This window comes from Roseixanthobacter pseudopolyaromaticivorans (assembly GCF_043195145.2).
In the GTDB taxonomy this organism is placed as follows: domain Bacteria; phylum Pseudomonadota; class Alphaproteobacteria; order Rhizobiales; family Xanthobacteraceae; genus NCEH01.
On the sequence record NZ_CM195539.1, the window covers coordinates 1,611,974 to 1,637,597 of the forward strand.

24 protein-coding genes are annotated in these 25,624 nt (G+C 64.3%); 8 read left to right on the forward strand and 16 right to left on the reverse strand.

Features of this window, described 5'->3' with window-relative positions:
- Positions 1–6: 6 nt before the first annotated feature.
- The 3 genes from V5F68_RS07790 (at position 7) to V5F68_RS07800 (ending at position 2,915) form a co-directional block, all read left to right on the forward strand.
- Complete coding sequence (locus V5F68_RS07790) at positions 7–123, forward strand: SHOCT domain-containing protein (protein ID WP_458575389.1); 117 nt, start codon at positions 7–9, stop codon at positions 121–123.
- A 453-nt stretch (positions 124–576) separates the two neighbouring features.
- Positions 577–1,707: a multicopper oxidase domain-containing protein gene (locus tag V5F68_RS07795; RefSeq protein WP_149577656.1), complete on the forward strand. Its 1,131-nt coding sequence runs from the start codon at positions 577–579 to the stop codon at positions 1,705–1,707.
- On the forward strand, positions 1,704–2,915 hold the full coding sequence (locus V5F68_RS07800; RefSeq protein WP_149577655.1) for a ZIP family metal transporter: 1,212 nt from the start codon (positions 1,704–1,706) through the stop codon (positions 2,913–2,915). Before V5F68_RS07795 ends, V5F68_RS07800 begins: the two co-directional genes overlap by 4 nt.
- Positions 2,916–3,221: 306 nt before the next feature.
- Here the strand turns inward: V5F68_RS07800 and V5F68_RS07805 are convergent, their stop codons facing one another.
- The 13 genes from V5F68_RS07805 to pstS form a co-directional block, all read right to left on the reverse strand.
- Positions 3,222–4,520 (reverse strand): MFS transporter, encoded by a 1,299-nt coding sequence (locus V5F68_RS07805; protein ID WP_149577654.1) that lies wholly within the window; start codon positions 4,518–4,520, stop codon positions 3,222–3,224.
- The gene (locus V5F68_RS07810; RefSeq protein WP_149577653.1) at positions 4,517–5,932 is read right to left on the reverse strand and encodes an FAD-dependent oxidoreductase; all 1,416 of its coding nucleotides are present in this window, start codon (positions 5,930–5,932) and stop codon (positions 4,517–4,519) included. The genes V5F68_RS07805 and V5F68_RS07810 overlap by 4 nt, the downstream gene beginning before the upstream one ends.
- Positions 5,933–5,993: 61 nt before the next feature.
- Entirely contained in the window at positions 5,994–6,341 is a 348-nt protein-coding gene (locus V5F68_RS07815; protein ID WP_049776178.1) for a PadR family transcriptional regulator, read from the reverse strand.
- 178 nt (positions 6,342–6,519) lie between these two features.
- Positions 6,520–6,954, reverse strand: coding sequence for an arsenate reductase (glutaredoxin) (gene arsC, locus V5F68_RS07820; RefSeq protein WP_012115938.1), 435 nt, complete (start codon positions 6,952–6,954; stop codon positions 6,520–6,522).
- 17 nt (positions 6,955–6,971) lie between these two features.
- Positions 6,972–7,790: a phosphonate ABC transporter, permease protein PhnE gene (phnE, locus tag V5F68_RS07825; protein ID WP_012115937.1), complete on the reverse strand. Its 819-nt coding sequence runs from the start codon at positions 7,788–7,790 to the stop codon at positions 6,972–6,974.
- Positions 7,790–8,596 (reverse strand): phosphonate ABC transporter, permease protein PhnE, encoded by an 807-nt coding sequence (gene phnE, locus V5F68_RS07830; RefSeq protein WP_394011816.1) that lies wholly within the window; start codon positions 8,594–8,596, stop codon positions 7,790–7,792. The genes phnE (V5F68_RS07825) and phnE (V5F68_RS07830) overlap by 1 nt, the downstream gene beginning before the upstream one ends.
- A complete protein-coding gene (gene phnC / locus V5F68_RS07835) occupies positions 8,593–9,447 on the reverse strand; it encodes a phosphonate ABC transporter ATP-binding protein (protein ID WP_149577651.1) in 855 nt (284 codons plus the stop codon). The genes phnE (V5F68_RS07830) and phnC overlap by 4 nt, the downstream gene beginning before the upstream one ends.
- A 23-nt stretch (positions 9,448–9,470) precedes the next feature.
- Positions 9,471–10,394, reverse strand: a complete 924-nt coding sequence (phnD, locus tag V5F68_RS07840; protein ID WP_509211091.1) for a phosphate/phosphite/phosphonate ABC transporter substrate-binding protein — start codon at positions 10,392–10,394, stop codon at positions 9,471–9,473.
- A gap of 111 nt (positions 10,395–10,505) precedes the next feature.
- The gene (gene arsJ, locus V5F68_RS07845; protein WP_149577649.1) at positions 10,506–11,765 is read right to left on the reverse strand and encodes an organoarsenical effux MFS transporter ArsJ; all 1,260 of its coding nucleotides are present in this window, start codon (positions 11,763–11,765) and stop codon (positions 10,506–10,508) included.
- Between the two features lies 1 nt (position 11,766).
- Positions 11,767–12,810, reverse strand: a complete 1,044-nt coding sequence (locus V5F68_RS07850) for an ArsJ-associated glyceraldehyde-3-phosphate dehydrogenase (protein WP_149577648.1) — start codon at positions 12,808–12,810, stop codon at positions 11,767–11,769.
- 52 nt (positions 12,811–12,862) lie between these two features.
- Positions 12,863–13,924, reverse strand: coding sequence for an ACR3 family arsenite efflux transporter (gene arsB / locus V5F68_RS07855; RefSeq protein WP_149577647.1), 1,062 nt, complete (start codon positions 13,922–13,924; stop codon positions 12,863–12,865).
- An 81-nt stretch (positions 13,925–14,005) separates the two neighbouring features.
- On the reverse strand, positions 14,006–14,893 hold the full coding sequence (locus V5F68_RS07860) for an arsenate reductase/protein-tyrosine-phosphatase family protein (protein ID WP_149577646.1): 888 nt from the start codon (positions 14,891–14,893) through the stop codon (positions 14,006–14,008).
- Positions 14,894–14,938: 45 nt separating this feature from the next.
- Positions 14,939–15,967, reverse strand: coding sequence for a phosphate ABC transporter substrate-binding protein PstS (gene pstS / locus V5F68_RS07865; RefSeq protein WP_012115929.1), 1,029 nt, complete (start codon positions 15,965–15,967; stop codon positions 14,939–14,941).
- Positions 15,968–16,512: 545 nt separating this feature from the next.
- Between pstS and V5F68_RS07870 the strand changes: the two genes are divergently transcribed.
- The 4 genes from V5F68_RS07870 to pstB all read left to right on the forward strand — a co-directional run bounded on the left by V5F68_RS07870 (position 16,513) and on the right by pstB (position 20,313).
- Entirely contained in the window at positions 16,513–17,514 is a 1,002-nt protein-coding gene (locus tag V5F68_RS07870; protein WP_012115928.1) for a PstS family phosphate ABC transporter substrate-binding protein, read from the forward strand.
- Positions 17,515–17,619: 105 nt separating this feature from the next.
- Positions 17,620–18,528 carry a phosphate ABC transporter permease subunit PstC gene (gene pstC / locus V5F68_RS07875; RefSeq protein ID WP_041575981.1) on the forward strand — a complete coding sequence of 303 codons (909 nt, stop codon included), beginning with the start codon at positions 17,620–17,622 and terminating at the stop codon, positions 18,526–18,528.
- On the forward strand, positions 18,515–19,474 hold the full coding sequence (pstA, locus tag V5F68_RS07880; protein WP_394011818.1) for a phosphate ABC transporter permease PstA: 960 nt from the start codon (positions 18,515–18,517) through the stop codon (positions 19,472–19,474). The genes pstC and pstA overlap by 14 nt, the downstream gene beginning before the upstream one ends.
- On the forward strand, positions 19,474–20,313 hold the full coding sequence (gene pstB, locus V5F68_RS07885; RefSeq protein ID WP_012115925.1) for a phosphate ABC transporter ATP-binding protein PstB: 840 nt from the start codon (positions 19,474–19,476) through the stop codon (positions 20,311–20,313). The genes pstA and pstB overlap by 1 nt, the downstream gene beginning before the upstream one ends.
- A gap of 84 nt (positions 20,314–20,397) precedes the next feature.
- Here pstB and V5F68_RS07890 read toward each other — a convergent pair whose 3' ends face one another.
- Positions 20,398–21,351 carry a helix-turn-helix transcriptional regulator gene (locus tag V5F68_RS07890; RefSeq protein WP_149577645.1) on the reverse strand — a complete coding sequence of 318 codons (954 nt, stop codon included), beginning with the start codon at positions 21,349–21,351 and terminating at the stop codon, positions 20,398–20,400.
- Between the two features lie 227 nt (positions 21,352–21,578).
- On the opposite strand from V5F68_RS07890, the gene V5F68_RS07895 reads away from it, so the two are divergent.
- Positions 21,579–22,427 (forward strand): sulfite exporter TauE/SafE family protein, encoded by an 849-nt coding sequence (locus tag V5F68_RS07895; protein WP_149577644.1) that lies wholly within the window; start codon positions 21,579–21,581, stop codon positions 22,425–22,427.
- Between the two features lie 48 nt (positions 22,428–22,475).
- On the opposite strand, the gene V5F68_RS07900 is transcribed toward V5F68_RS07895, so the two are convergent.
- Together V5F68_RS07900 and V5F68_RS07905 are read right to left on the reverse strand one after the other, a co-directional pair.
- Positions 22,476–24,938 carry an arsenate reductase (azurin) large subunit gene (locus V5F68_RS07900; protein ID WP_149577643.1) on the reverse strand — a complete coding sequence of 821 codons (2,463 nt, stop codon included), beginning with the start codon at positions 24,936–24,938 and terminating at the stop codon, positions 22,476–22,478.
- 11 nt (positions 24,939–24,949) lie between these two features.
- Positions 24,950–25,471 carry an arsenate reductase (azurin) small subunit gene (locus tag V5F68_RS07905; protein ID WP_012115921.1) on the reverse strand — a complete coding sequence of 174 codons (522 nt, stop codon included), beginning with the start codon at positions 25,469–25,471 and terminating at the stop codon, positions 24,950–24,952.
- Positions 25,472–25,624: the final 153 nt, after the last annotated feature.

Below are 25,624 nucleotides of genomic sequence, written 5' to 3' on the forward strand. Positions count from 1 at the left end.
GTTCCAATGATGCACGACATGATCGGATCCATGGGATGGGGCATGGGCCTTGCCGGCCTGATCGGCATCCTCGTCTTGGTGCTGGTGATCGCCGCCCTCACGAAATACGTCTTCTTTCGGTGAGGAGCGTCATGCGCAGCTTCGATCGGAAGCCGGACGCGAGGAAACAGCCAGCGAAAGGAGAAGCGCCGTGACAGCCGAGCTTTTCGCAGCACACCGTGAGTTGGTGATCGGCGCCACATAGGCGACTTCTATGCTCGTGCTATCGCGCCTCTGGGCGGCCGAGACATCGCACAAGATGACCGTGACCCGCGATCCGAACTGTGGCCATCGTAGCGGTTGGCTTGCCTATGTGAGGGCAGTCGGATTTCCGGACCTGATCGAGGCAGCCAACCTCGCGCCCCTCAAGGCTAGACTCGGCATGCCCCGATTGCCTGATCTTCTGCGATATGGCGGAAGTTGGCGCCCATGTTGCGGAGAGGAGGAAGCCCTTCTCGACGTCAATTGGCAATGGCCACCAATTGTAGCTTATGCTATTTATATGCGACTAATTCGCATTTGCAGAAAGCGATGCATATGATCAAAGTGCCAGCTTGGTTACGTAAACGGCTGAGCCGGCGCGTGGTGCTGGGAGGCGGGCTAGCGGCTGCCAGCGGCGCAGCGATAGGTATGACTGGTGCTCTAGCGCAGTCAGGACACGCTTCGCATGCAGGAACTGTCGGCGCTGAAGCAAAGCTGGCCTCAGCCCACAGCGGACCCCATGGTGCGATGATCACGGTGGGCGAGGTCGACGAAGCTCGTAATGGCTTCGATCCGACCAAGCTTCTGACCGACTGGGATAGAGGCACTGTGTCCCAGCTTCCGGATGGGCGGACGCTAAGAACCTTCGAGATCACCGCCGAGGACAAGGAGATCGAGATCGCCCCCGGCATCATGTTTCTGGCCTGGACCTATAATGGCCGGGTGCCCGGCCCGTCACTGCGCGCGACCGAAGGTGAGCGGCTGAGGATCGTCTTCAAAAACTACGGCTCGCATCCTCATTCGATGCATTTTCATGGCATCCATGCGGCGCGGATGGATGGCGTTCCAGGCGCAGGGCTAGTCGCTCCGGGCGAGGAGTTTGTCTACGAGTTTGATGCACTGCCTTTCGGATGTCACCTCTATCACTGTCACGCTCTGCCGCTGAAGCGGCATATTCACAAGGGCATGTACGGAGCCTTCGTCATCGACCCGGATCCCACTCGCCATCCCGAATATGAGGCAGTTGCCCGCTCACGCCTGCTCGGCACGGCGGAGAATGCCGAGTGGCAAGAACTCGTAATGGTTATGAATGCATTCGATACCAATTTCGACGGCAAGAACGAGGTCTATGCTGTCAATACGGTAGCCCATGCCTATGCAAAAAAACCCATCAAGATCCTTAGAGACAAACCGGTTCGCGTCTACCTTATCAATGTGATCGAGTTCGATCCGATAAATTCTTTTCATTTGCATGCTAATTTCTTTGAATACTTCAATCAAGGCACGACCTTGACCCCGACCCTGAAGACCGTCGACCTCATCACCCAATGCCAAGCCGAGCGCGGCATCCTTGAGTTCCATTTCACGGAGCACGAGCCCGGTCTCTACATGTTCCACCCGCATCAGTCGGAGTTCACCGAACTCGGTTGGGTGGGCATGTTCGATGTCGTGGAGACCGTATCATGAACCAAGCTGGGCGGCCCCCTTCCAATGCTGCGACAACACTTCCAGTCGGGCGTCCGGGTCGAGCCTCGTTGTTCTGGATCGCTATCCCGTTTACCGTGCTTGGTCTCGCGATGGCGTGGTTGATTGGGACCGATCCGTTATCGAGCTTTCGCAACGGCGCACCGCCGGTCGAGAAGCTGACCTTCGAGCGGACGATCCTAGGTTCCGATGGAGTTCGCCTACTGGTCCGTGCCGGCGGCTCGCAACCCATGACGATCGCCCAGGTCCAGGTCGATGACGCCTATTGGCAGTTTACGCAGACACCGCCGGGTCCGATCGCCCGCGGCGCGACCGCCTGGGTTCAGTTGCCGTTCCCTTGGGTGGTCGGCGAGGCGCACGGCGTGAAAATCCTCACCAACACCGGCGCCACGTTCAAGCGTGAGATCCCCGTCGCGGTTGCGACACCGACCGTGGATTCGATGAGCTTCGTATCCCAGGCTGCCCTTGGCGTCTTTGTCGGCATCCTTCCCGTCGCTATCGGCCTCATGTTCTACCCAGTTCTCCGTGGCGTTGGCCGCAACGGCATGGACTTCCTACTCGCATTGACGGTGGGGCTTCTCGCTTTCCTCGTGATTGATGCAGTTGCTGAAGCGCTCGAACTTGCCGGCGAGGCCGCCGCCTTGTTCCAGGGACCGGTGATGGTCATCCTCACCACTATGGGGAGTTTCCTCTTGCTGATGGCTGTCGGCCGCAGCCGTGGCACACCGACCGGGCTGGCCCTATCGACCTTCATTGCGCTGGGGATAGGATTGCACAATCTCGGCGAAGGCCTTGCCATCGGCGCTTCTTTCGCCTCCGGAGCGGCGGATCTCGGTATTTTTCTGGTGCTCGGCTTTACGTTGCACAACATCACGGAAGGCATCGGCATTGCCGCGCCGATACTGAAAGTACGCCCACCACTTTGGACCTTCGCCGGGTTGACGCTGCTTGCGGGCGGACCAGCCGTCGCAGGTCTGTGGATCGGCAGCCTTGCCTACGCGCCGCAGTGGTCGGCGCTAGCGCTGGCGGTCGGTGCCGGGGCTATCCTTCAGGTGATTGCGGAAGTCGGATCGCTACTAGTGCGCAGAAGCGGCGAGACTCATGTTTCGTTCTTCACGCCAGCCGCAATGACGGGGCTCGCCACCGGCGCGGGCCTGATGTACGTGACCGCGATGCTCGTAAAGATCTGAACGCTTCAAACATCCTCACTTGTAGAGGTGAGGCGGATCATCGAGGCTCGGGCAATCGACTACAATATCGTCAGACTTCACATGAGCCTCGGTGGCCTCCCATCGTCGACGTTCGCCAACCAGTCCCACGAGGACCCAAACCCCGCCAGACCTAAACTTGTAACTGGCAGGGGAAATGAGGAGCACATCAGTTTCCTGCAGCTTTAGCGCGTATGCAGTGAGCCGCCGAGCGCTGATAAGCCGGATGGTGTTGGATGCGTTGTTCCGCTTTAATTCTTTTCAGGAAGGGTGTGTTGCGGCGGGGGCTTAGCGGCGGTCCGGCATAGAAGGAGCCCTCTCGTGGCGCTCCATGTCCTCGTTCCGCGAAAAGGCTGCTGCGGCCCAGAAGGCGCCCGCCAGCAGGACGCCTCCCGCAGCCATGGCAGAGAGGACCGCGCCGTAAGACTGGGATTGCGCCCAGAGGAGCGCGGCACCGGCGGGTGCCAAAGCGCGGGCGAGCATCGAGGGCGCCGCCAGCGCGCCGTTCACGGCGCCATAGGCCTGCCGGGTCAGCATCTCCGGCACGGCGAGCCCACGCACGATGGTCATGATGCCGTTGGCGCTGCCGTAGAGCGCCACGATGGCCGCCACCAGGGCAAAGCTGGGTGGCAGCCACGCCAAGGCGAGTATGGCGACCGGAAAGGCTAGCACGGCACAGCTGCCGATGAGTCGCACCGGAGCGCGCGGCGCGAACACCGAGACGGCGATCCGACCCGCCACCTGGGTTGGGCCGATGATGGCCATGGCCAGCACCACGCTGCCCGCCGTGAAGCCGCGCTCCAGCAGCAGGGGATAGAGGTGGAAGGTGAAGGCGGAGAAGGTGGCGGCATAGGCGGTGAACGCCACCGCCAGGGCCCAGAAGGTGGGCCGGCGGGCAACGCGCCCCATGACCTGCCGCAGGGTGCCCGCTCCCGACAGTGCAAGAGCGTGGACCGGCGATGCCGCGTGGTCGGCCGCGGGCCGGATCACCGCGGCATAGAGCGGCGCGCACACCACGAGGTTCACGGCGCCGAGCGCCACCAGTGCGCCACGCCAGCCCGCCAGATCCAGCAGGATCTGGATCAGCGGAATGAAGACCGTGGAGGCAAATCCGCCCCATAGGGTGAGCGCGGTAATGCCGGCCCGGGCGCCGGCCGCTCCGGTCCTGCGCGCCACCACCGCGAACGCCGGCTCATAAAGGGTTGCCGCCTGGAGGACGCCGATGGCGGCCATCAGGCTATAGAACAGCCAGAGCTGCTGCACCTGCGACCAGGCAAGGAGGCAGAGGCCGGCGAGGCCGGCTCCCGCCGCCATCACCCACCTGCCGTGGCCTTTGTCGACGGCGGCGCCCACGGGGAAGGCGGCCATGCCCCCGAGGGCGAGGCCGAGCGTCGCGGCGCCGAACAGATCCGGCTTCGACCAGCCGAGGTCGCGCTCCATGGCCTCCGCTATCAGGGGAAAGCTGTAGTAGAGCGATCCCCAGGAGCAGATCTGGCCAATGCCGAGGCCGGTGATGAACAGGCTGCGGCCGGAAAGCGGGCGCGCTGGCGCCGGTTGCGCGAGTTCGCCGCTCAGGCCGCTGGTCACGCGGCCGTCCCGCGGCGGGGTGGCGCCTCGGCCTGCGGCGCGGCGGTATCGCAGCCGCAGCCGTCCTTGCCTTCCGCCTTGGCCTGGGCATCGTCCGCGCAGCAGGCATCGGCGTCCCGAGGCGCAGGCCCACCACAACAGCCGGATGCCCCTGCCGTCACCGGTGCGGCGCTGCAGACGCCGGTCTCCGGCAGCACCAGATGGACACTGCGCGCCGCGTCGTGATCGCCGGCGATCTCCGCCGCGATGGAGCGGACCTGCTCATAGCCCGTGGCCATCAGGAAGGTGGGGGCGCGGCCGTAGGACTTGGAGCCGACGATGTAGAAGCCCGGCTCGGGGTGGGCCAGCTCCGCCGCGCCATGGGGCGGGACGGTGCCGCACGAATGCAGGTTCGGGTCGATCAGCGGCGCGAGGGCCGGCGGTGCCTCGACGGCGGGATCGAGGGCGACGCGCACCTCGCGCAGCACGGCAAGGTCGGGGCGAAAGCCGGTGGCCACCACGATCCGGTCCACGGTCCTGGTCCAGGGCTCCGTGCCGAGACGGCCGGACACGTCCAGCCCCGCCGCGCCGCCGACAATCCGCTCCGCCGCGAACGGCGCGAGGACATCGAGCCGGCCGGCGGCGATGGCCTGCGTCGCCGCAAGGCCGAGGGCACCGCGGGCGGGCAGCGCGTCGTTGAGGCCGCCGCCCAGCAGCTTCTCCATGCGGTTGCGCCGAAGCGCCCAGGTGACGCGGGTCGTTGGCGCCGCCTCCTGCAGGCGGAGAAGATCGAGCACCACATTGATGGCCGAATGGCCGGAGCCCACCACCAGCACGCGCCGGCCGGAATAGGTCTCGCGCTCAGCGCCGGACACGTCGGGAATGCCATAGGCGACATGCGCGGCTGCCTCTTCCTCGCCGGGCACCGGCAGGCCGTCCGCGCCCATGGGGTTGGGCTGGCTCCAGGTGCCGGAGGCGTCGATGACGGCACGGGCGAGCGAACGGTGCTCAGCGCCGTTCGCGTCGCGCCAGCAGATCGCGAACGGCGTGTCCGCGCGCCCCTCGGATGACATCTTGTCGAGGCCGTGGCGGGCGATGGCGCTCACCTGTGCCCCGAACCGCAGGTGGGGCGCAAGGGCGGGATGAGCCGCCAGCGGCTCGAGATAGTGCCGCACGATCTCCCCGCCGAGCGGCAGGGCCTTGGGGTTCGGCGCGCTCCAGCCGGTTTCCTCCAGCAGCGTGCGGGCGGCCGCGTCGATGTTGTAGCCCCAGGGCGAGAACACCCGCACGTGGCCCCAGGCCTTGAGCGAGGTGCCGACGCCGGCGCCGCGCTCGAAGACGAGAGGCGCGAGGCCGCGGGCCAGCAGATGCGCCGCGGCGGCAAGCCCCACGGGGCCGGCTCCGATGATAGCGACGGGTAGCGATCCGGTCATGACGGGAGACTCCGATGGTCGATCCATTGACGAGCGATGCTTAAGGGCAAATGAATGCGGGTCAGGGGCAGCATCCCGGAGTGCTCCCGACTTTGTCCGGCGCGCCGGCGATCATCTTCTCCGCGTCGACCAGACAGCGCGTTACGTCCATCCAGGCCTCCACCGCCACCTTGAAGGCGGCGCGGCCCTTGTCCGTGAGGGTGTAGACCTTGCGCTCGCGGCCCGAGACCACCTCGCTTGCAGCGGTGACGTATCCGCCCTCCTCGAACTCCCGCAGCACCGGATAGATGGTGCCCTCTGCAGGGGAACAGCAGCCGTTCGTCGTTGCCTCGACTGCCCTTGCCACGTCGTATCCGTGCATGGGCCGCTGATGCAGCACGCACAGAATGAAGAATTTGGACAGGCTCATCTTGATGGTGCCGTTCCAGTAGGCACGGCTCAGGAAATCGGGCCCGGGCTTCGGCACCGGGGCGGGCGACGGCGGAACGGATGGGGTGGCCGATGGAGAGGTTCGAGACATGCAGGAAGGCTATACATCGATCATCAATGTGTCAATCATCAAGGCATACTTGAAAGCGCTCCCCGCGTCAGCAAACGCGCCGTCCCTCGGCATCGATCACCACCTCTCCATCCTCCTTCGTAAACGGCCCTTTCTGCGGCGCGGGCAGGATGTCCAGGACCCTTTCCGACGGCCGGCACAGCCGCGCCCCGAGCGGGGTGAAGACGAACGGCCGGTTAATGAGGATGGGGTGGGCCATCATGGCATCGAGCAGAGTGTCGTCGGTGAGGGCGGGATCGTCGAGGCCGAGTTCGGCATAGGGTGTGCCCTTCTGGCGGGTCGCGGCGCGCACCGTGAGGCCCGCCGCGGCGATGGCGGCGGCGACCTCTTCCCGCGCGGGCGGGGTCTTGAGATATTCGACGATCGTCGGCTCGATACCGGCGTTGCGGATCAGGGCGAGCGTGTTGCGCGATGTGCCGCAGGCCGGATTGTGCCAGATGGTGACAAGGGAATGCTCAGTCATCGTTCAGGCTCCGAAGATCAGATGATGGCGTGGCGGACCTTGGCGGACACCCATTCGCTCACCACCACGGTGGCGAGGATCACCATGAGGATCAGCGTCACCTGCGGCCACGCCAGCGTATTGAGCGAGCTTTCCAGGTTGAGTCCTATCCCGCCCGCGCCAACCAGGCCGAGCACCGTGGATTCGCGGATGTTGATGTCCCAGCGAAACACGCTGATGCCGGCGAAGGCGGGCATGATCTGCGGCACGATCCCGTAGGCGAGGGTCTGGGCGCCCGAGGCGCCGGTAGCGCGGATCGCCTCCACCTGGCTCTCGTCGATTTCCTCGATGGCCTCGTAGAGCAGCTTGCCGATGAAGCCGATGGACCTGAGCGCGATGGCGATGATGCCGGCCAGCACGCCCGGACCCAGGATCGCCACCAGCAGCAGCGCCCAGATGATGGAATTAATGGAGCGCGAGGCGACGATGACGAACAGCGCCAGCGGCCGCACGAAGGCGGCGCTAGGCGTGGTGTTGCGTGCCGCGAGGAAGGCCACCGGCACCGACAGCACGATGGCGATGAGCGTGCCGAGGGTGGCAATGTTGAGCGTGTCCCAAAGCGGCTTGAGCAGTGCCGGGAAATAGGACCAGCGCGGCGGGACCATGCGCGCGCCGATGTCGGCGGCCTGGGTGGGGGCATCCCAGACGAAGGCCCAGATGGTGCCTTCCGTCATCACCCGCCAGCAGAACACGGTGAAGGCCACGGCGAGAAGCCAGCCGAACCACACGGCGATCTGGCCGCGCGAAGTGCGCCGTTGCCAGGACCGGCGGCCTTCGGGGAGGGCTATGACCGGCATTATTTCACCGGCCCGCGCACGAGGCCGGAGACATATTCGCTCGCCATCACGATGGCGATGATGAGGATGAGGATGGCGGCGGCGCTGTCGAACTCGTAACGATCGATAGCGGTGTTGAGCGTGGCACCGATGCCGCCCGCGCCGACGATGCCCACCACCGCGGATTCGCGGAAATTGATGTCGAGCCGGTAGAGCGAAAGCCCGAGGAGGCGCGGCGCCACCTGCGGCAGCACCCCAAAGGCGATCAGCGATGGCCAGGGCGCCCCGGTGGCGCGGATCGCCTCCACAGGGGCGGGGTCGATGTCCTCGATGTCCTCGGCCAGCAGCTTGGAGAGGAAGCCGATGGTGGCGAACGACAGGGTGAGGAAGCCCGCGAACGGCCCGAAGCCCACCATGGCCACCAGCAATATGGCGACGATGATCTCCTGCAGGGACCGCGACACGGCGATGATGGCCCGGCAAGCGAAATAGACCCCGCGCGGCACCACGTTGCGGGCGGCGCCGATGCCGATGGGAACCGAGATGGCGATGCCCACCACGGTGGAGGTCACCGTCATGGTCAGGCTCTCGATCATGCCCTGGATGATGTCGTCCCAGCGCCGGGAGAAGTTCGGCTCCAGGAAGCCGGAGATGAAGCGCAACCCGCGCGCCCAGCCTTCCGACAGGCGTGCCCAGTTGACCTCGACGCTGCCGAGGGCGAGCGCCAGATAGAGCGCCGCGCCGCCGATGAGTGCATAGCGCAGCCAGGGATTGGCGACGAGCGGCGGCGGCCGCCAGCGGTGCGCCGGAACGGACACAGCGCTCACAGCGTCCTCGCCACGGCGGATGGCGTGGCCTGGACCCGCAGGACACGGACCGCATCCTCGGCGGCGGCTTCTTCCACCGCATCATCCTCCGCCTCGCGGATGGTGCGCGACCAGTCCTCCTCGCCATAGATGGCGGTGAGCACATCGGTGTCGAGTGCCTCCGGAGGGCCGTCGAACACGGTGCGCCCGGCCTTGAGGCCGATGATGCGCTGGACGAACATCTGCGCCAGCGCCACGTCGTGGATGTTGACGATGGCGGCGAGCCGGCGCTCGGCGCACACCTCGACGATGAGGCGCATGATCTGGCGCGAGGTCTTGGGGTCGAGGCTGGCGGTGGGCTCGTCCACTAGCATGATGTCCGGCTCCTGCACCAGAGCGCGGGCGATGCCGACGCGCTGGCGCTGGCCGCCGGACAGCTCGTCCGCCCTCTTGTCCACGTGATCCATCAGGCCAACGCGGTCGAGCACGGCGAAGGCCCGGTCAACGTCGGCCTGGGGAAACCGGCGCAGGAAGGCGCGCCAGAAGCCCACGTATCCGAGCCGGCCGGAGAGCACGTTCTCCATCACCGTGAGGCGCTCCACCAGGGCATATTCCTGGAAGATCATGCCCATGCGCCGCCGCGCGCGCCGCAGGCCCATGCCTCCGAGGCGGGTGATCTCGGTGTCGCCGAGGCGGATGGAGCCGGACGTGGGCTCCACCAGCCGGTTCATGCAGCGGATGAGGGTGGACTTGCCTGCCCCCGACGGACCGATCAGGCCCACCACCTGGCCGGCGGGGATGCTGAGCGAAACATCATCGAGGGCCTTGTCCCCCTTGGCGTAGCGCTTGGACAGACCGGCGATGGTCAGCATCCCACAGTCCCTCTCTCCAGAGTTTACTTGCAGGCGTAGCTGACGCCCATGGCGTCATCGACCTGGCGCACCACCGCCCAGGTCTCCTTGAAGGTGATGGGAATGAATTTCTCCTGCGGCGGCTCGGCCGACTGGAACTCCTTCAGGAGAGCAGTGCCATCCCAATTGAAGCTGAAGAACGCCTCTTTCACCTTGGCGGCGAGCTCGGGCTTCAGATTGTAGGCATAGCCATAGCCGGTGGTGGGGAAGGTCTGCGACTTGTAGATCGTCACCACCTGCTCGGGTTTGATCACGCCGCGGGCGATCATGCGCTTCATCACCGAATTGGCGACGGCCGCTGCCGGATAATCCTTGTTGGCGACGCCGATGATGGAATTGTCGTGCTTGCCGGAGAAGGCGGGTTCGTAATCCTTGCCCGCCTCCATGCCGAACTGCGAGCGCAGCAGCGCGGACGGCGCCTTGTAGCCGGAATTGGAGGTCTCCGAGGTGAAGGCCATCTTCTTCCCCTTGATGTCCTCGACCTTGGTGATGCCGGAGCCGGGATAGGTGATGATCTCCATCTCGTAGCCGTAGGCACCGTCCTTCGAGGCCATCATGGCGAACGGCACGAAGCCGGAGCAGGCGACGGCGATGGGATTGGAGCCGGTGTTGAAGCCGGCCACATGCAGGCGCCCGGCGCGCATAGCTTCGAGTTGGGCGGCGTTGGACTGCACGGGGAAGAACTGCACCTTCTTGCCGGTCACCTTCGCGAGATGGTCGGTGAATTCCTGCCACACCTTGGCGTAGACGGCCGGATCCTCAACGGGGGTGTAGGAGAAGATCAGCGTGTCCGGGTCGATCTGCTTGGAAGGATCAGTCGGCGCGTCCGCGACCATGTCGCCATTCGCGTCCGTGAAGCGTGGGTCGAGCTTGAAGTCGGCATGGGCGATGCTTGGCCCCAGGCACATGGCGGCAAGCAAGAGGGTGCGTGCGAGAAAGCGCGGTAGCGTCATCTCTTCTCTCCAGTGACGGTGTAGTTCAATCGGACGATGCTGGTACGCGAACTCGAAGCCGGAGCCTTATCTGCTCGGTGCCGGCGTTCCCATCGGCTGGGAATGAAGCGGCAGCAGGAGGGTGGTGCCAAAACAGACGGCGAGCATCAGGGCCGACCCCCCGAGGCAGGCATAGATCCCACCCACCTGATAGAGCAGGCCGGACAGGAGGGTGCCGATGAAGCGCCCCGCTGCATTGGCGGCGTAATAGAAACCCACGTCCTCGGCTGCCTTCTCCGATCCGGCATAGGCCAGGATCAGGTAGGAATGCAGGGAGGAGTTCACGGCGAAGGCGGCGCCGAAGATGGCGAGCCCGATCACGACGATGATGTCCGGCCGCAGGGGTGTCACGGCGAGGAGCACGGCGATGGCCACCGGCACCAGAGCGAGGCCGAGCGCCCACCAGCGCGCCGCTGGCACTTCCTTGGACAGGCCGTCCGGGCTGCGGCTCACCACGGCGGGCGCGGATGCCTGCACGATGCCGTAGCCGATGGTCCACAGCGCGAGGAAGCCGCCCACCATGGGAAAGGTCCAGCCCATCCCATAGAGGAAGACCGGCACGCCCACCACGAACCACACGTCCCGCGCGCCGAACAAGGCGACGCGGGCAGCAGCGAGCAGGTTCACACCCCGGCTCTTGCCGAACAATTCTCTTGCCGAACTACTCGCCTTGGCCTTGCCCATCATAGGCGGCAGGGACAGCAGCACGCCGAGAAGCACCAGCGCCAGCACGGCAGCCATGAGCCACAGCGACAAGCGAAAGCCGAACGCCTCCAGGAGCACGCCGCCAAGAAAGAAGCCGAAGCCCTTCATGGCATTCTTGGAACCGGTGAACCACGCCACCCAGCGAAACAGGCGCCCCTCGGCGTTACCCTTGGCCTCGGCCTCCGTCACCTTGATGGCGGACTTGGAGGCGGTCTTGGTGAGGTCCTTCGCCACGCCGCACACGCCCTGCGCCGCCACCACCCAGGCAACAAGAACGGCCGTTTCCCAGGTGGGCGACATGGCGGAGAGCAGCAGGAAGCCGGCGATCTGGGTCGTGAGCCCGACTGTCAGCATACGGGTGATGCCGAAGCGGGCGGCGAGCCAGCCGCCGATGAAGTTCGCCCCGATGCCCGCCGCCTCGTAGAGCAAGAACAGGAAGGCGAGGGTGAAGGGCGAGTAGCCGAGCTTGAAGAAGGTGAACAGCACCAGCATGCGCAAGGCGCCGTCGGTCAGCGTGAAGCCCCAATAGGCCGCGGTGACGATGGCGTAGTTGCGCAGGCCCGCGGAGGATGACGCCGCCATCTCACAGCCCCACGCGTTCGAGGTGGCAGGCAAGGTCCACCATGCGGCAGGCATAGCCCATCTCGTTATCGTACCAGGCATAGACCTTGAGCAAGGTGCCGTCGGTGACGAGGGTGGACGGCCCATCAACGATTGCGGAGCGGGTGTCGCGGGCGTAGTCCGCCGACACCAAAGGGCGCGGCTCGAAGCCGAGGATACCGTTGAGCGCACCCGCGGCGGCCTTGGCGAACAACGCGTTCACCTCGTCCGCCGTGGTCTCGCGGTTGAGCTCGAACACGCAGTCGGTGAGCGAGGCGTTGAGCACCGGGGCGCGCACCGCATGGCCGTTCAGCTTGCCCTTCAGCTCGGGATAGATGAGGGCGATGGCGGTGGCGCTGCCGGTGGTAGTAGGCTGCAGCGAGAGCATGGCCGAGCGGGCGCGGCGCAGGTCCTTGTGGGGCGCGTCCACCACCACGTTGGTGTTGGTGGGATCGTGGATGGTGGTGATCTGGCCGTGGCGGATGCCGATGGCCTCGTGCACCACCTTCACCACCGGGGCGAGGCAGTTGGTGGTGCAGGAGGCAGCGGTGACGATGGGATGCGTCTCTCGGTCGTAGAGCTGCTCGTTCACCCCCACCACAACGTTCAGCACGGACGGGTCTTTCACCGGCGCGGCGACGATTACGCGCTTGGCGCCGCGCTTCAGGTGACCTTCGAGCACGGCGGGGGTGAGAAACTTGCCGGTGGACTCCAGTACGAGGTCCACGCCGAGATCGCCCCAGGGGATATCGCCCGGCGTCGCGTGAGAGGAGAAAGACAAGCTCTTCTCGCCGATGCGCACACTATCCGCGCCCTCGGCTGCGATGGGCGCACGCCAGCGCCCCTGTACGCTGTCGAATTCGAGGAGATGGGCGATGGCTTCCGCCCCACCCTTGATCTCGTTGAGATGAACGATCTCGAGCCGGTTGTTGCCGCGCGGATCATTGTCCGGGCGGTAGGCCGCCCCCATGGCCGCGCGAAGCGAAAGCCGTCCAATGCGGCCGAGGCCGTTGATCCCTACTCTCATGGCACCGTCATCCTCGCAAACTTTGAAAAGGTGCGGCGTTGCCGCGATGATCTCAGGCTTTGGTGCGGTCGCCGGCGTCCGTCACCCTCACGCCGCCGGCTTCGTACCAGTCCTTGGTATGGTTCACGATCCACACCACCGAGAGCATCACCGGAACCTCGATGAGCACACCCACCACGGTGGCGAGAGCCGCACCCGACTTGAATCCGAACAGGCTGATGGCGGCAGCCACCGCCAGCTCGAAGAAATTGGAGGCCCCAATGAGGGCAGAGGGGCCGGCCACGCAGTGGGCTTCGCCGGACAGCCGGTTCAGGAGATAGGCAAGGCCCGAGTTGAAATAGACCTGGATCAAGATCGGCACGGCCAGCAGCGCAATCACCAGCGGCTGGGCGAGGATCTGCTCGCCCTGGAAGGCGAACAGCAGCACCAGGGTGGCGAGCAGCGCCACCAGGGAGAGCGGCTGGAGCACGCCGAGCAGGCGATCGAGCCCGGCCTGTCCACCGGTCGCCAGGATGCGCCCGCGGAGGAGCTGCGCCGCGATCACCGGGACGACGATGTAGAGCATCACCGACAGGAAGAGTGTGTCCCACGGCACGGTGATGGAGGAGAGCCCGAGCAACAGCCCCACGACGGGCGCGAAGGCGACGATCATGATGGCGTCGTTCAGCGCCACCTGGGACAAGGTAAAGTGGGGCTCACCCTTGGTGAGATTTGACCAGACGAACACCATGGCCGTGCAGGGCGCCGCCGCCAGAAGGATGAGGCCGGCGATATAGCTATCGATCTGGTCGGCTGGCAGGTAGGGTCGGAACAGATAGCCGATGAACAGCCAGCCGAGGAACGCCATGGAGAACGGCTTCACCGCCCAGTTCACCAGCAGCGTCACCGAGATTCCGCGCCAGTGCCGGCCGACCTCCTTGAGCGCGGCAAAGTCGATCTTGACCAGCATGGGCACGATCATCAGCCATATGAGGATGGCTACCGGCAGGTTGACCCGCGCCACTTCCAGCGCCCCGATGGTCTGGAACACGGACGGCGCCAGCGCGCCAAGCGCGACGCCGGCGATGATGCACAGGAACACCCAGAGAGTGAGATAGCGTTCAAACACGGACACGGTGCGGGATCTCCCAAGGCCGCCAGCTGCGGCCGATTGCGGCGAGAGCGTGGGCGCGGTCTGTTTCAGGACGACGACAGTTCACGCGGCCTGTCCCGAGAGTGTGAGGTCCGTCGCTCCCTCCATTTTCCCGATCTCGCCGATGCGCTCCTTGAGCGAAGCAAGATCGAGCTGCTCAAATGGCAGGTTGACGAAGGCGGAGATACGCCCGGCGAGCCGACGGTAGGTGGCAACGAAGGCAGCCTTCTGCTCAGCTTCGGTTCCCTTCACCCGGATCGGGTCGGGCAGACCCCAATGGGCCTGTAGCGGATGACCGGGGAAGGCAGGGCAGATTTCCCCAGCTGCGGCGTCGCAGGTAGTGATGACGAAATCCATCTGGGGCGCATCCGGCCTGGCGAACCCATCCCAGCTCTTGGAGGCGAGGTTCGTCGTGTCGTAGCCGAGCGAGTCGAGCAGATCGATAGCCATCGAGTGCGGCTTGAGCTTCGGCCGACTGCCGGCCGAGTAGGCCTTGAAGCGGCCTCGCCCCTCGCGGTTGAGCAACGCCTCCGCGATCAGCGACCGTGCCGAGTTGGCCGAGCAGACCAGCAGAACATTGTAGACGCGATCATTCCCAGCGGCAGGACGCAGCTGTGGAAAGGCCGCGGGGCCGGTCCCGCACCGGGGGGAGACGGCAAAACCCATCTCCGCCATCAGTTGGCTCAGCACAGGGCCCGCTGTGGACAAGCTGACGGCATAGATGATGGACCGTCCCTCGCGCCGCGACGTGACAAGGCCGGCACGCTCCAGCACGCCGAGGTGCACCGACATGGTATTGTGCGCTACCGCCAGCAGGCGGGCGATGTCGCCCGCCTGAAGGCCATAGGGCACATAGCGCAGCAGAAGACGATAAGTCTCGAAGCGCGTGCCTTGGGACAGCGCATCGAAGATCCGCGTGGCGTCTTCCCCATTCAGCTTCGTCTCGTCCATCTTGTCTCACCGTTCGAATGCTGCTCACGCGTCAGCCCAAGTGCCTCAGGCGCCGCCCTTGAAGGTCCTGGCCCAATAGTCCTTGACCTGCTGGACCAGAGCCGGCGGCAAGGGAACATAGCCGAGCTCGGACGCAAATTTCTCGCCCTCGCCCAGGGCGAAACGCCAGAACTCGAAGGCGGCTTGGCTGTTCGCCGGCACCTTCGGCTCGCGGTACATGAGAGCGAAGGTGGTCGCCGCAATAGGATAGGCATCCTCGGCGGGGGAATCGGTGATGACGACGAAAAAGTCCTTGGCGCCGGCCCAATCGAAGCTCAGCGCCGCCGCCTGGAACGCCGCCGCGCTGGGTGCGATGAACTTGCCAGCACGGTTCTGGACGAGGCCATAGGCCAGCTTCACCTGCACCACATAGGTGTATTCGACATAGCCGATGGCATTCGGGACCCGCTTGACCTCGGTCGAGACCCCTTCGTTACCGCGCGCGCCATACCCCACCGGCCAGGCGACTGCGCTGCCTTCGCCGACCTGCTGCTTCCACTCCGGGCTCGCCTTGGCAAGGTAGGACACCCAGTTGAACGTGGTTCCAGATCCATCGGAACGGTGCACCACCACGATCTTCGCGTTGGGCAGCTTGACGTCGGGATTGAGGGCCCTGATGGCGGGATCGGACCAGGTCGTGACCTTGCCGAGATAGATGTCAGCGAGAAGGGCGCCGGTGAAGCGGAGCTGGCCGGGCCCCACGCCGTCCACGTTGAACACCGGAACGACGCCACCGAACACGATGGGGAACTGGCCGAGGCCATATTTCTCCAGTTCTTCCGGCTTCAGCGGCTTGTCGGACGCGCCGAAATCCACCACCCCGTCCTTAATACGGTTGACGCCGGCCGACGAACCCACCGACTGGTATCCTACGATGTGGCCTGTGCGCTCACGAAACGCCTCCGCCCATTTCCAGATGATCGGATAGGCGAAGGTGGAGCCGGCACCCCGCACCTCCGCGGCGCGCGCCGGAGGCGCGAACATCGACAGGGCCGCGAGCGTCGCCGCAGCTGTCCAGACAAGAATGCGATTCACGGCTGGCCTCCCTTGGGTCCTAGCGACATATCGCTGGAAACAGATAGCTCCATACGAGTCATTATGTCGATAGGAGTGGACAGATCGCTATATGGCCTTCATGTCACTCTTGTGACGCCATTTACGTCGCGCCAATCGCAGCGATAGTATAAATTATCGATATGTCGATACAAATGGAAATGATGTAATGTAGAGACGGAATGCTCGCGAGGTTGAGAGGCAAATTTGTTCGGGAGGAGAAATGAATAATAGGCGCTTCATATGGACTTTATATAAGTAATATACGTCAATCGAAGTCGGATAGCCTCTCAAAAATTGCAATCAACCATGGACAATTGCCACGATGTCCATATGATTTACATGAAATAAAGCCAACCATAGCCTAGAACTACGTTGCGTCATATTCGATAAAATCTCTGTTGATTCAGGAATATCGCTCGATATACACAAATTGTCATGAATTTGTTACATAACATGCTTAGAGCCCGTGAGGCTAGGTGAGCATCAGAAGCCCTAGCGGCACTGTCCAGGGAGACGGCATCCTCATGAAGATCATCACTCTCGCGAGCGCCCTCGCGCTGCTCGCTACCGGCGCGGCCTTCAACGGCGCCGCTGCCCAGGCACTGGTCAAGGTCGACGGGTCGTCCACGGTATTCCCCGTGACCGAAGCCATGGCGGAGGAATTCCAGAAGGCGAACAAGGATATCAAGGTGACGGTCGGCATCTCCGGTACCGGCGGCGGCTTCAAGAAGTTCTGCCGCGGAGAGATCGACATCTCTGACGCCTCGCGCCCCATCACCTCCGCCGAGCAGAAGGCCTGCAAGGAAGCCGGCATCGAGTATATCGAATTGCCGGTCGCCCTTGATGCGCTCACGGTCATCGTCCACCCGTCCAACACCTGGGCGAGCGAGATGACGGTTGCGGATCTGAAGAAGATCTGGGAGCCCGAGGCCCAGGGCAAGATCACCAACTGGAAGCAGGTCCGCGACAGCTACCCGGATCGGCCGCTGGTGCTCTACGGCGCGGGCGTCGACTCAGGCACTTACGACTATTTCACCGCCGCCATCGTCGGCAAGGAGCATTCCAGCCGCGGCGACTTCACCGCATCGGAGGATGACAACGTGCTGGTCCAGGGCGTGGCGGGCGATCCCAACGCCCTCGGCTTTTTCGGCCTTGCTTACTATGAAGAGAACACCGGCAAGCTGAAGGCGGTGAAGATCAAGGTCGATGACGCCGCGCCCGCCGTGGAGCCGTCGGTCGAGAACGCCCGCACCGGCAAGTACCAGCCTCTGTCGCGGCCGATCTTCATCTACGTGAACAAGAAGGCGGCCGAAACCCGTCCGGAGGTGGCGAAGTTCGTTGAGTTCTACCAGGACCCGAAGCACGCGGTCGAGCTGGTCAAGGAAGTCGGCTATGTGCCGCTGCCCGAGGCCGCCCTGAAGGTGTTCCAGGAGCGCTTCAAGAAGCGTGAGATCGGCACCGGCTTCACCGGGTCCAAGGTCGGCGTCTCCGTCGAGGATCTCGTCAAGGAAAAGCTCGTCTACTGACAGGTGATCTTGAGGGACCTGAGGGAGGTGCTCCGGCGCCTCCCTCCATTCAGGTGAGGGTTGGACGTGGTCGCACCGGTGTCTCCAGACTCAAGAACAGGCCGGTTGCGCCTGACGGTTTCTCCGGTCTTCCTGGCGCGACGCCGGGTGGTGGACCGCATCATGCGCGTTGTCCTGTTTCTCAGTGCCGCACTCTCTGTCCTGGTCACGGCGGGCATCGTCTACGTCCTCCTGTCCGAAAGCCTGAAATTCTTCGCACAGGTGTCGATCATCTCCTTCCTGACCGACACACAATGGACGCCGGTGTTTCAGGACAAGCACTTCGGCATCATGACTCTGGTATCCGGTACTTTGGTGAGTTCGCTCATCGCCCTGCTCGTCGCGATTCCAGCCGGTACCGTGCTCGCAATCTATCTGTCGGAGTTCGCGCGGCCACAGGTGCGCGAGACCATCAAGCCGTTTCTGGAGCTTATCGCAGGCGTGCCCACTGTGGCATTCGGCTATTTCGCTCTTTTGTTCCTCACGCCCATCTTCCAGATCTTCATTCCCGGGCTGGCGGGCTTCAACCTGCTCGTGCCGGGCATCGTCATGGGCATCATGATCCTGCCCTACATCGTTTCCGTGAGCGAGGACGCCATGCGCGCGGTCCCTGCGGAACTGAGGGAGGGGGCCTATGCGCTGGGCTTCACGCGGCTCCAGACGGCGACGCGGGTGGTGATCCCCGGCGCCTTCTCCGGGGTGACGGCGGCCTACATCCTCGGCATGTCGCGGGCGGTGGGCGAGACCATGGTGGTGGCCATTGCTGCGGGCCAGCAGGCGAAGCTCGCCCTGAACCCTCTGGAGGGCGCAGCCACGATCACCTCCTATATCGTCCAGATCAGCCTCGGCGACGTGCCACATGGCTCCATCGCTTATCTCACCATCTTCGCGGCGGGCATGACGCTGTTCCTCATGACTTTCGCCTTCAACATTCTCGCCTTCTGGCTCCGCCAGAAATACCGTGAAGTCTATTGAGGGGATGGCCGTGAAGCCGCTCGCCGCTCAACCCTCCCGCCGCCTCTCCGACGCGGAAATCGTCGCTCGGGCGCATCGGTCCGACCGCAATTTCGCGATCCTGGGCCTCAGCGTGCTCGTCATTTCCATGATCGTTCTGCTGTCGCTCATCGTGGACTTCATGGTGGACGGGCTTGGCCGCATTGATCTTGATTTCCTGACGAGCTTCCCCTCCCGACGCGCTTCGGAGGCCGGCATTCTGTCCGCCTGGGTCGGCACCACGCTGGTGATGCTGGTGACGACGGCGCTGGCGGTGCCGCTCGGCGTCGCAGCAGGCCTCTATCTTGAGGAATATGCGCCGCGGAACTGGATCACCCATCTCATCGAAATCAATGTGACCAATCTCGCGGGCGTGCCCTCCATCATCTATGGGCTGCTCGCCCTCGGCCTGTTCGTGCAGAGCTTCGCCATGGGCCAGACGATTCTAGTTGCGGGCATCACGCTGGCGCTTCTCATCCTGCCCATCATCATAGTCGCCACACGCGAGGCGGTGCGCTCCATCCCGCTCGAGATCCGCGAGGGCGCCTATGCGCTTGGCGCCGACAAATGGCAGACGGTGAGCGGCTACATCCTGCCCACCGCGCGTCCCGGCATCCTCACGGGTGCCATCGTCGGTATGTCACGGGCCATCGGCGAGACCGCGCCCATCATCACCATCGGCGCGCTCACCTTCATCGCCTTCCTGCCGCCTTCACCGGTCCAGGACACCTTTCCGTTCATCAATTTCAACTGGCTCAACTCGCCGTTCACGGTGATGCCGATCCAGATGTTCAACTGGGTTTCACGTCCCCAGGCGGCGTTCCACGTGAACGCAGCAGCAACCGGTCTCATTCTGCTGCTTATGACGCTGCTGATGAATGCGATCGCCATCTGGCTGCGCTACAAGATCCGCCGGAGCATGCGCTGATGCTGCAGCCCGGCCTTTCGGAGAACGAGATGACCGCCGTGACCCCAGCATTGGACGCCGTGGCCAGCAAGGAGCCCGCCCCCCTGCGCGCTTCTGTTCGCAACCTCAATTTCTTCTACGGCGACAACCAGGCGCTCAAGGGGGTGGAGCTTCCGATCGTCGAGGGTAAGGTCACCGCCCTCATTGGGCCGTCGGGATGTGGAAAGTCCACGCTCCTGCGCTGCTTCAACCGCATGCATGACCTATATCCGGGCAACCGGTATCAGGGCGAGATCATCCTCTATCCGGAGGGGATCAACATCGTGGCGCCGGAAGTAGATCCAATGCTCGCGCGTTTGCGCATCGGCATGGTGTTCCAGAAGCCCAACCCGTTTCCGAAATCGGTCTATGAGAATGTGGCATCCGGCCTCCACATCCGGGGCATCCGGAATCGCTCCGAAGTGGATGGGCGCGTGGAAGCCGCGCTACGCCAAGCCGCCCTATGGGACGAGGTGAAGGACCGCCTCCAGGAATCCGCCTATGGATTGTCGGGCGGCCAGCAGCAGCGCCTGTGCATCGCCCGCACCCTCGCCCCAGATCCGGAGCTCATCCTGCTCGACGAACCCACTTCGGCCCTCGACCCCATCGCCACGGCGAAGATCGAGGAACTGATGGACGAGTTGCGGGGCGCCTACACCATCGTGATCGTCACCCACAACATGCAGCAGGCGGCGCGCATCTCGGATTTCACCGCCTTCATGCATCTCGGCCACATGGTGGAATACGACGTGGCCAGCCTGATCTTCACCAACCCAACCGAGGAGCGCACGCGCTCCTATATCACCGGCCGGTTCGGCTGAGGCGTTCGGCTCGGTGGGAGGCGGCGGGAAGTTCGCTCGTGGACTTGGCATTCGGGCGCTTCAGCGACGGCAGTAGATTCGGCCTCACGTCTCAGCCACGATCTTCCCGATGTCGGTGATGTCATATCCGCCGATGCTCTTGAACTCGTTCTGGAACCGCTCCGAGCGCAGGATCTTGAGCATCGTCGCGACCTCCGGTGTGTCGAGATGCTCTTTACGGACCACAAGGTCGTAGCGTTCCCTCTTCAGTGGGACGAAGTCCACATTATCTACTTGGCGGGCGACCTTTTCCATCCCCACCGCCACGTCGGCGTCGCCACGGCCCACTGCGCTCGCCACGGCGAGATGGGATTGGTTCTCGCTATCGTAGCCCTTAATCCGGCTGGCGTAGAGATCGAGGAGCTTCAGGTTCTCGTCGAGCAGCACCCGCGATCCCGCCCCCTTCTCGCGGTTGATCATGGTGATGTCGTCGCGGGCGAAGTCCTGCCATGTTCGGATGGCCTTCGGGTTGCCTTTGGCGACGTAGAGGCCCTGCATGCGGTAGGTGACGTTGACCACCGCGCAGCGCACGCCAGGCAGTAAGGCACGGACATAGGGCACGTTGTAGTCGTCGCCGGCGCTGTCCCACAGATGTGCGCTCGCGACGGAGACCTTGCCGTAATAGAGCGAGACGAGGCTGTCGTAGCTGCCGATATAGGCCCTGAGCGCCATGACGCCGTGCATGCGCATGAAGTTGGACAGGATGTCGAGGATGAGGTCCTGGCCGCAGATGATGAAGCCGTCCCCGGCCCGACGCTCCGCCTTCAGGTCAAAATACCGGTTCTCGTCGAATGCCGGGCGGCCTGCCAGCTCGGGCGCGCGCGCGGCCCTGCCGGAGCGCTCGATATAGTCGCGCACGTTCGCCTCGGTGAAGCGGATCTTACGGCCGACCTTGTAGAAGCCGATCCCGCCTGCCTTGATCAGAGCATAAATGCCGCTCCGGCTGACGTGCAGCCGCTCGGCCACATCTTCGACAGTCAGGGCGTTAGGCGTATCCATGGAATGTCCGGCATCTCAATTCATCTAATTTCATATCATTTGGCATATAGCTCGGCCTTCGGCCAGCCGTCCTGACCATTCTATCTTTACAAAACAACATCTATTCGCCACGCTCGGCTCATTAAACCAGCAATATACCCGTCAAATCGTTTGTTTTCGTATCAATTCATATCATTTCATACCATGATGGCGGCTCCGTCCGAACGATCATGGCCGGAGGCTCATCCATGTCCCAGCAGTCCATTCCACTGTCGTCCGAGCGTGCCAACACACGGGACGAGCGGGGGTCCAACCCTGGCCCCCCGCCGGTGCCGGCCTTCGCCGGGGGCGCCCTCATCGGCATGCTCGGCGGTCTCATCGGGCTTGGTGGCGCAGAGTTCCGCCTGCCGCTGCTGATCGGCCCATTCCGCTTCCGGGCGCTCGAAGCGGTCATCCTCAACAAGGCCATGAGCCTGGTCGTCGTCGCTAGCGCGCTGCCGTTCAGGGCGGCGACGGTGCCCTTCAGCGCGATCGCGACCAACTGGCCGATCATCCTCAACCTATTGGCGGGTAGCCTCGTTGGCGCCTGGTTCGGCGCCGGCTGGGCCACCCGGCTCAGCTCCCGCACCCTCTACCGGGTCTTGGCAGTCCTGCTGGTGCTGATCGCCGTCGCCCTCCTGTTCGGACACGGATCGACCGCAGCGTCCGCGCTGCTTTCGGGACCCTGGCTGATCGTGGCCGGCGTCATTGCGGGATTCGCCATTGGCGTGGTCGCCTCGCTGATGGGCGTGGCCGGCGGTGAGCTGCTGATTCCGACGCTGGTGCTTCTCTTCGGCGCGGACATCAAGCTCGCCGGCAGCCTGTCGCTGGCGGTGAGCCTGCCCACCATGATCGTCGGCTTCACCCGCTACAGCCGCGACAACGCCTTCGCCACCGTCGCGCAGAACAAGGTGTTCGTGGCCGTGATGGCGGTGGGCTCCATCGTGGGCGCCTTCATCGGCGGGCACCTCCTTGGGCTTGTGCCCGAGCAGGTCTTGCTTCCCATCCTGGCGCTGATCCTCGTCGTGTCATCGGTGAAAGTGTGGCGCCACGGATGAGGGTGCGGTCTCGGCCGGCGCCAGAACGCCGGCCGATGGTGCCCGCCGTCAGGCCGGATACTCCTTCGACTTGAAGGTCAGGTGCCGCACGCCTTCCGGCGCGTCGGCGATCTTGCGGATGTTGCCCCACGTCTGCTTGTAGTTGGGGATGATGTCCTCGTTGACCCCCGCGGACACCACATTGCCCTGCACGCCGGTCGGGAAGCCGAACAGCATGAAAGTCTCCTTCCGCTTCGCCGTGGGGGTGGGATAGGCCATGGCCTGGGTGGAGCCGTTCTCGTTGTAGACCTCCACGAGATCGCCGCTCTTGAGGCCAAGCTCGCCCATGTCCTGCGGGTTCATCTCGATGAAGGGATAGGGCCAGCGATCCATGACCAGCTCATTCTCCACGTCAAGATAGGCGCTCTGCCAGACGAGGTTCGCCCGCCCGTTATTGATGAGGAAGGCGAACTTGTCCTTCTCCGCCTGTTTGCCGGGGGCCTGGAGGCCGCGCCACCGGGTTTCGGCGAACACCGCCTTGCCGTCCGGCTTGTTGAACTTGCCATCGGCGAACAGCCGCTTGGTGCCGACGATCTTGCCGTCTGCGAAGGCCGTGGCGGGCTCCTGGAAGCCGTTAGTGCCCATGGTCCGCAGGCGATCGTAGGTGACGAACGCGCCGCCCTTTTCGTTCTTGGCGTAGCCGTCCATGAAGGCGTCTTCCTCGCTCTTCCAGTCGAAGCCCTTGAACTTGTCCGCCACCTCCGTTTTGCCCATGGCGCGCAGCACCCGCTCCATGTGATTGGCGATCCGCGCGGCGATGAGGCAATCGGGCATGGCCTGGCCCGGCGGGTCCATGTAGCGCTCGGTAAGGCGCATGCGCCGCTCGCCGTTCATGGAGGTGAGGTTCATCTCGCCGGATGTCGCGGCGGGCAGCATCACATGGGCGGCCTCGCCGATATGGGTCGGCACGATGTCCACGTCGACGCTGAACAGCCCACCCTTGCGGATGGCGCCCAAGATGGCGGCCACCATGGCATCGCGGTCGCCGTAGGGCACGCTGGCCATGGCGTCCTTCACGAGGTCCGTGCGCATCTTGTAGGCGCGCTTGAAAGCCATGGCGTTGAGCGTGGTCTTGTAGTGGTCGCAGCCCCAGATGTGGTGCACGCCGCCCTTGCCCTCGATCAGCAGCTTGTCCACATAGGCTGCGGGCCGGCCCACATGGGCGTCGGACGGGCGGCAATAACCCTCCTGGTGGCCGCCCATGCGCACGCAGCCGCCGCCCGGACGGCCGATATTGCCGGTAGCGAGGGCGAGATTCACCAGCGCCTGGTTGGTGCGGTAGTTGTCATTGCCCCAGATGAGGCCCTTCTCATAGGCGAACATGGTCCGCCGACGTGCCCCGCCGGCCTTGGGCTCGCCGATCCAGGTGACCGCCTTGACGATGTCCGCCTCGCTGAGGCCGGTGGCGCGAGCGGCTTCCGCCACGCTCACCTTGTTGGCCGCCAGGGCCTTGTCGAAGTCCTTCGTGGAGGCCGCGATGAAACCCTTGTCGATCCACCCCTTCTCCGCCGCGTAGGTGAGCCAGGCGTTGAACAGGATCAGGTCGGTGCCGGAATTGAGGGCGAGATGGAGCACGTTCTCCTTGCCCGCCTCCACCTCGCTGGCATTCACGGTGACGGTGCGGCGCGGATCGACGATGACGATGCGCGCCTTGGCCACCGGCTCGCTGCCGAACTCCGCCTTCTTCTTGTCGAGGGAGGTTCCGCGCAGGTTGGGCACCCAGTGGTTCAGGAAATAGTTGGTCTGGGTTTCCAGCGCGTTCGTGCCCACCGCTACGAGGGTGTCGGCGAGCTCCGCGTCCTCGTAGCAATTGTTGAGCTCGCCCACCCCCATGTCGCGCGAGCCGTGGACCTCCGAATTGTAGGCCGGGCGATTGTGGATGCGGATGTTCTTTACCTTCATGGCGCCGAAATAGAGCTTTCCGGTGCCCCAGGTGTTCTCGTATCCGCCGCCCGCGCCGCCGTGGTCGAAGGCGGACACGAACAGGCCGTCCTCGCCCTGCTCAGCGATCACCGCTGCGGTGACGCGGGCGACGAGGTCGAGGGCGTCGTCCCAGCTCGTGGGCTGGAGCTGTCCGTAGCGCCAGACCTGGGGATCGGTGAGGCGCTGGAGCTGGGTGTTGCGCTGGCGCGAATAGCTCATCTCGGCGATCCGCGCGCCGCGCACGGAGCCGAGGCCGGAATTCACCACGCACGCCTTGTCGGGCTTGATGACGATGTGCACGTCTCGCCCGTTCTGCCTGACGATGTTGTACATGGACGGCGCATACCAGGCTGCGGTCTCTGCCGGCTGTTGCCTGGAGAGATCGACGCCGAAGGCGTTCTCGCCCGGCGCCGTGCCGCCCTCGTATCGGGCGTCCCAACTATAGGCCTTGTAGCCGCAGCCGACGATGCAATAGTGGCAGACGACGTTGTGGACGGTCGCATTGGCGGGAATGATGGGCAATTGGCCGATCTGGCGCTTGTAAGCCATGGTGTCCTCCCTCAGAGCACGTTGGAGAGGCGGCCGTAGAGCAGCTCATCCACGCCTTCGGCATAGATGTCGCCCTTCGCGTCCACACGCAGCGCGTATTGCGGCAGGTTCTGCGTCGCCTGGCCCCAGATCTGCTGGCCGCCTTTCTCGCAATCGAAGCGGGAATAATGGCCGGGGCAGTTCAGCGTCTTGTCCGTCGTGCTGTAAGAAAGGGGAAATCCCTTGTGCGGGCAGACGGTGGTGAAGCCGACGATGTCGCCGTCGGGTCCGGCGCCTCCGGCCACGCGTGTCCCGAGCTTCAGAAGGACGCCGGGCGCGTCGTCATCGGGATAGGCCACGTCCAGCGGCTCATTAACTTTCAGGTCCTTCACATTGGCGAGGCGGTTCGCTGGATATCTCACCAACGCGACCGCAGGGGCCGCCTTGGCTTGGGCCGGCAGAACGGAGGCGACGGCGGCGCCTGCGGTCGCAAGGCCGGCGCCGGTCAGGAAGCTGCGGCGGCCGGCATCGACGAGGCTGGGACATCTTTTCATGAAAGCTCCTCCCAGAGCGTATTGGTCCTTTCGGACGCAAGACGTCCTGCAGAAGCTGCGCCATGCGGAGCTGAGTAGAGAATTCAATGATTTAACGAGCGAGATGAGGCGAGCACGTCCGCCGTCCCGAACATGCTGCGGCGCCGTCTGTCC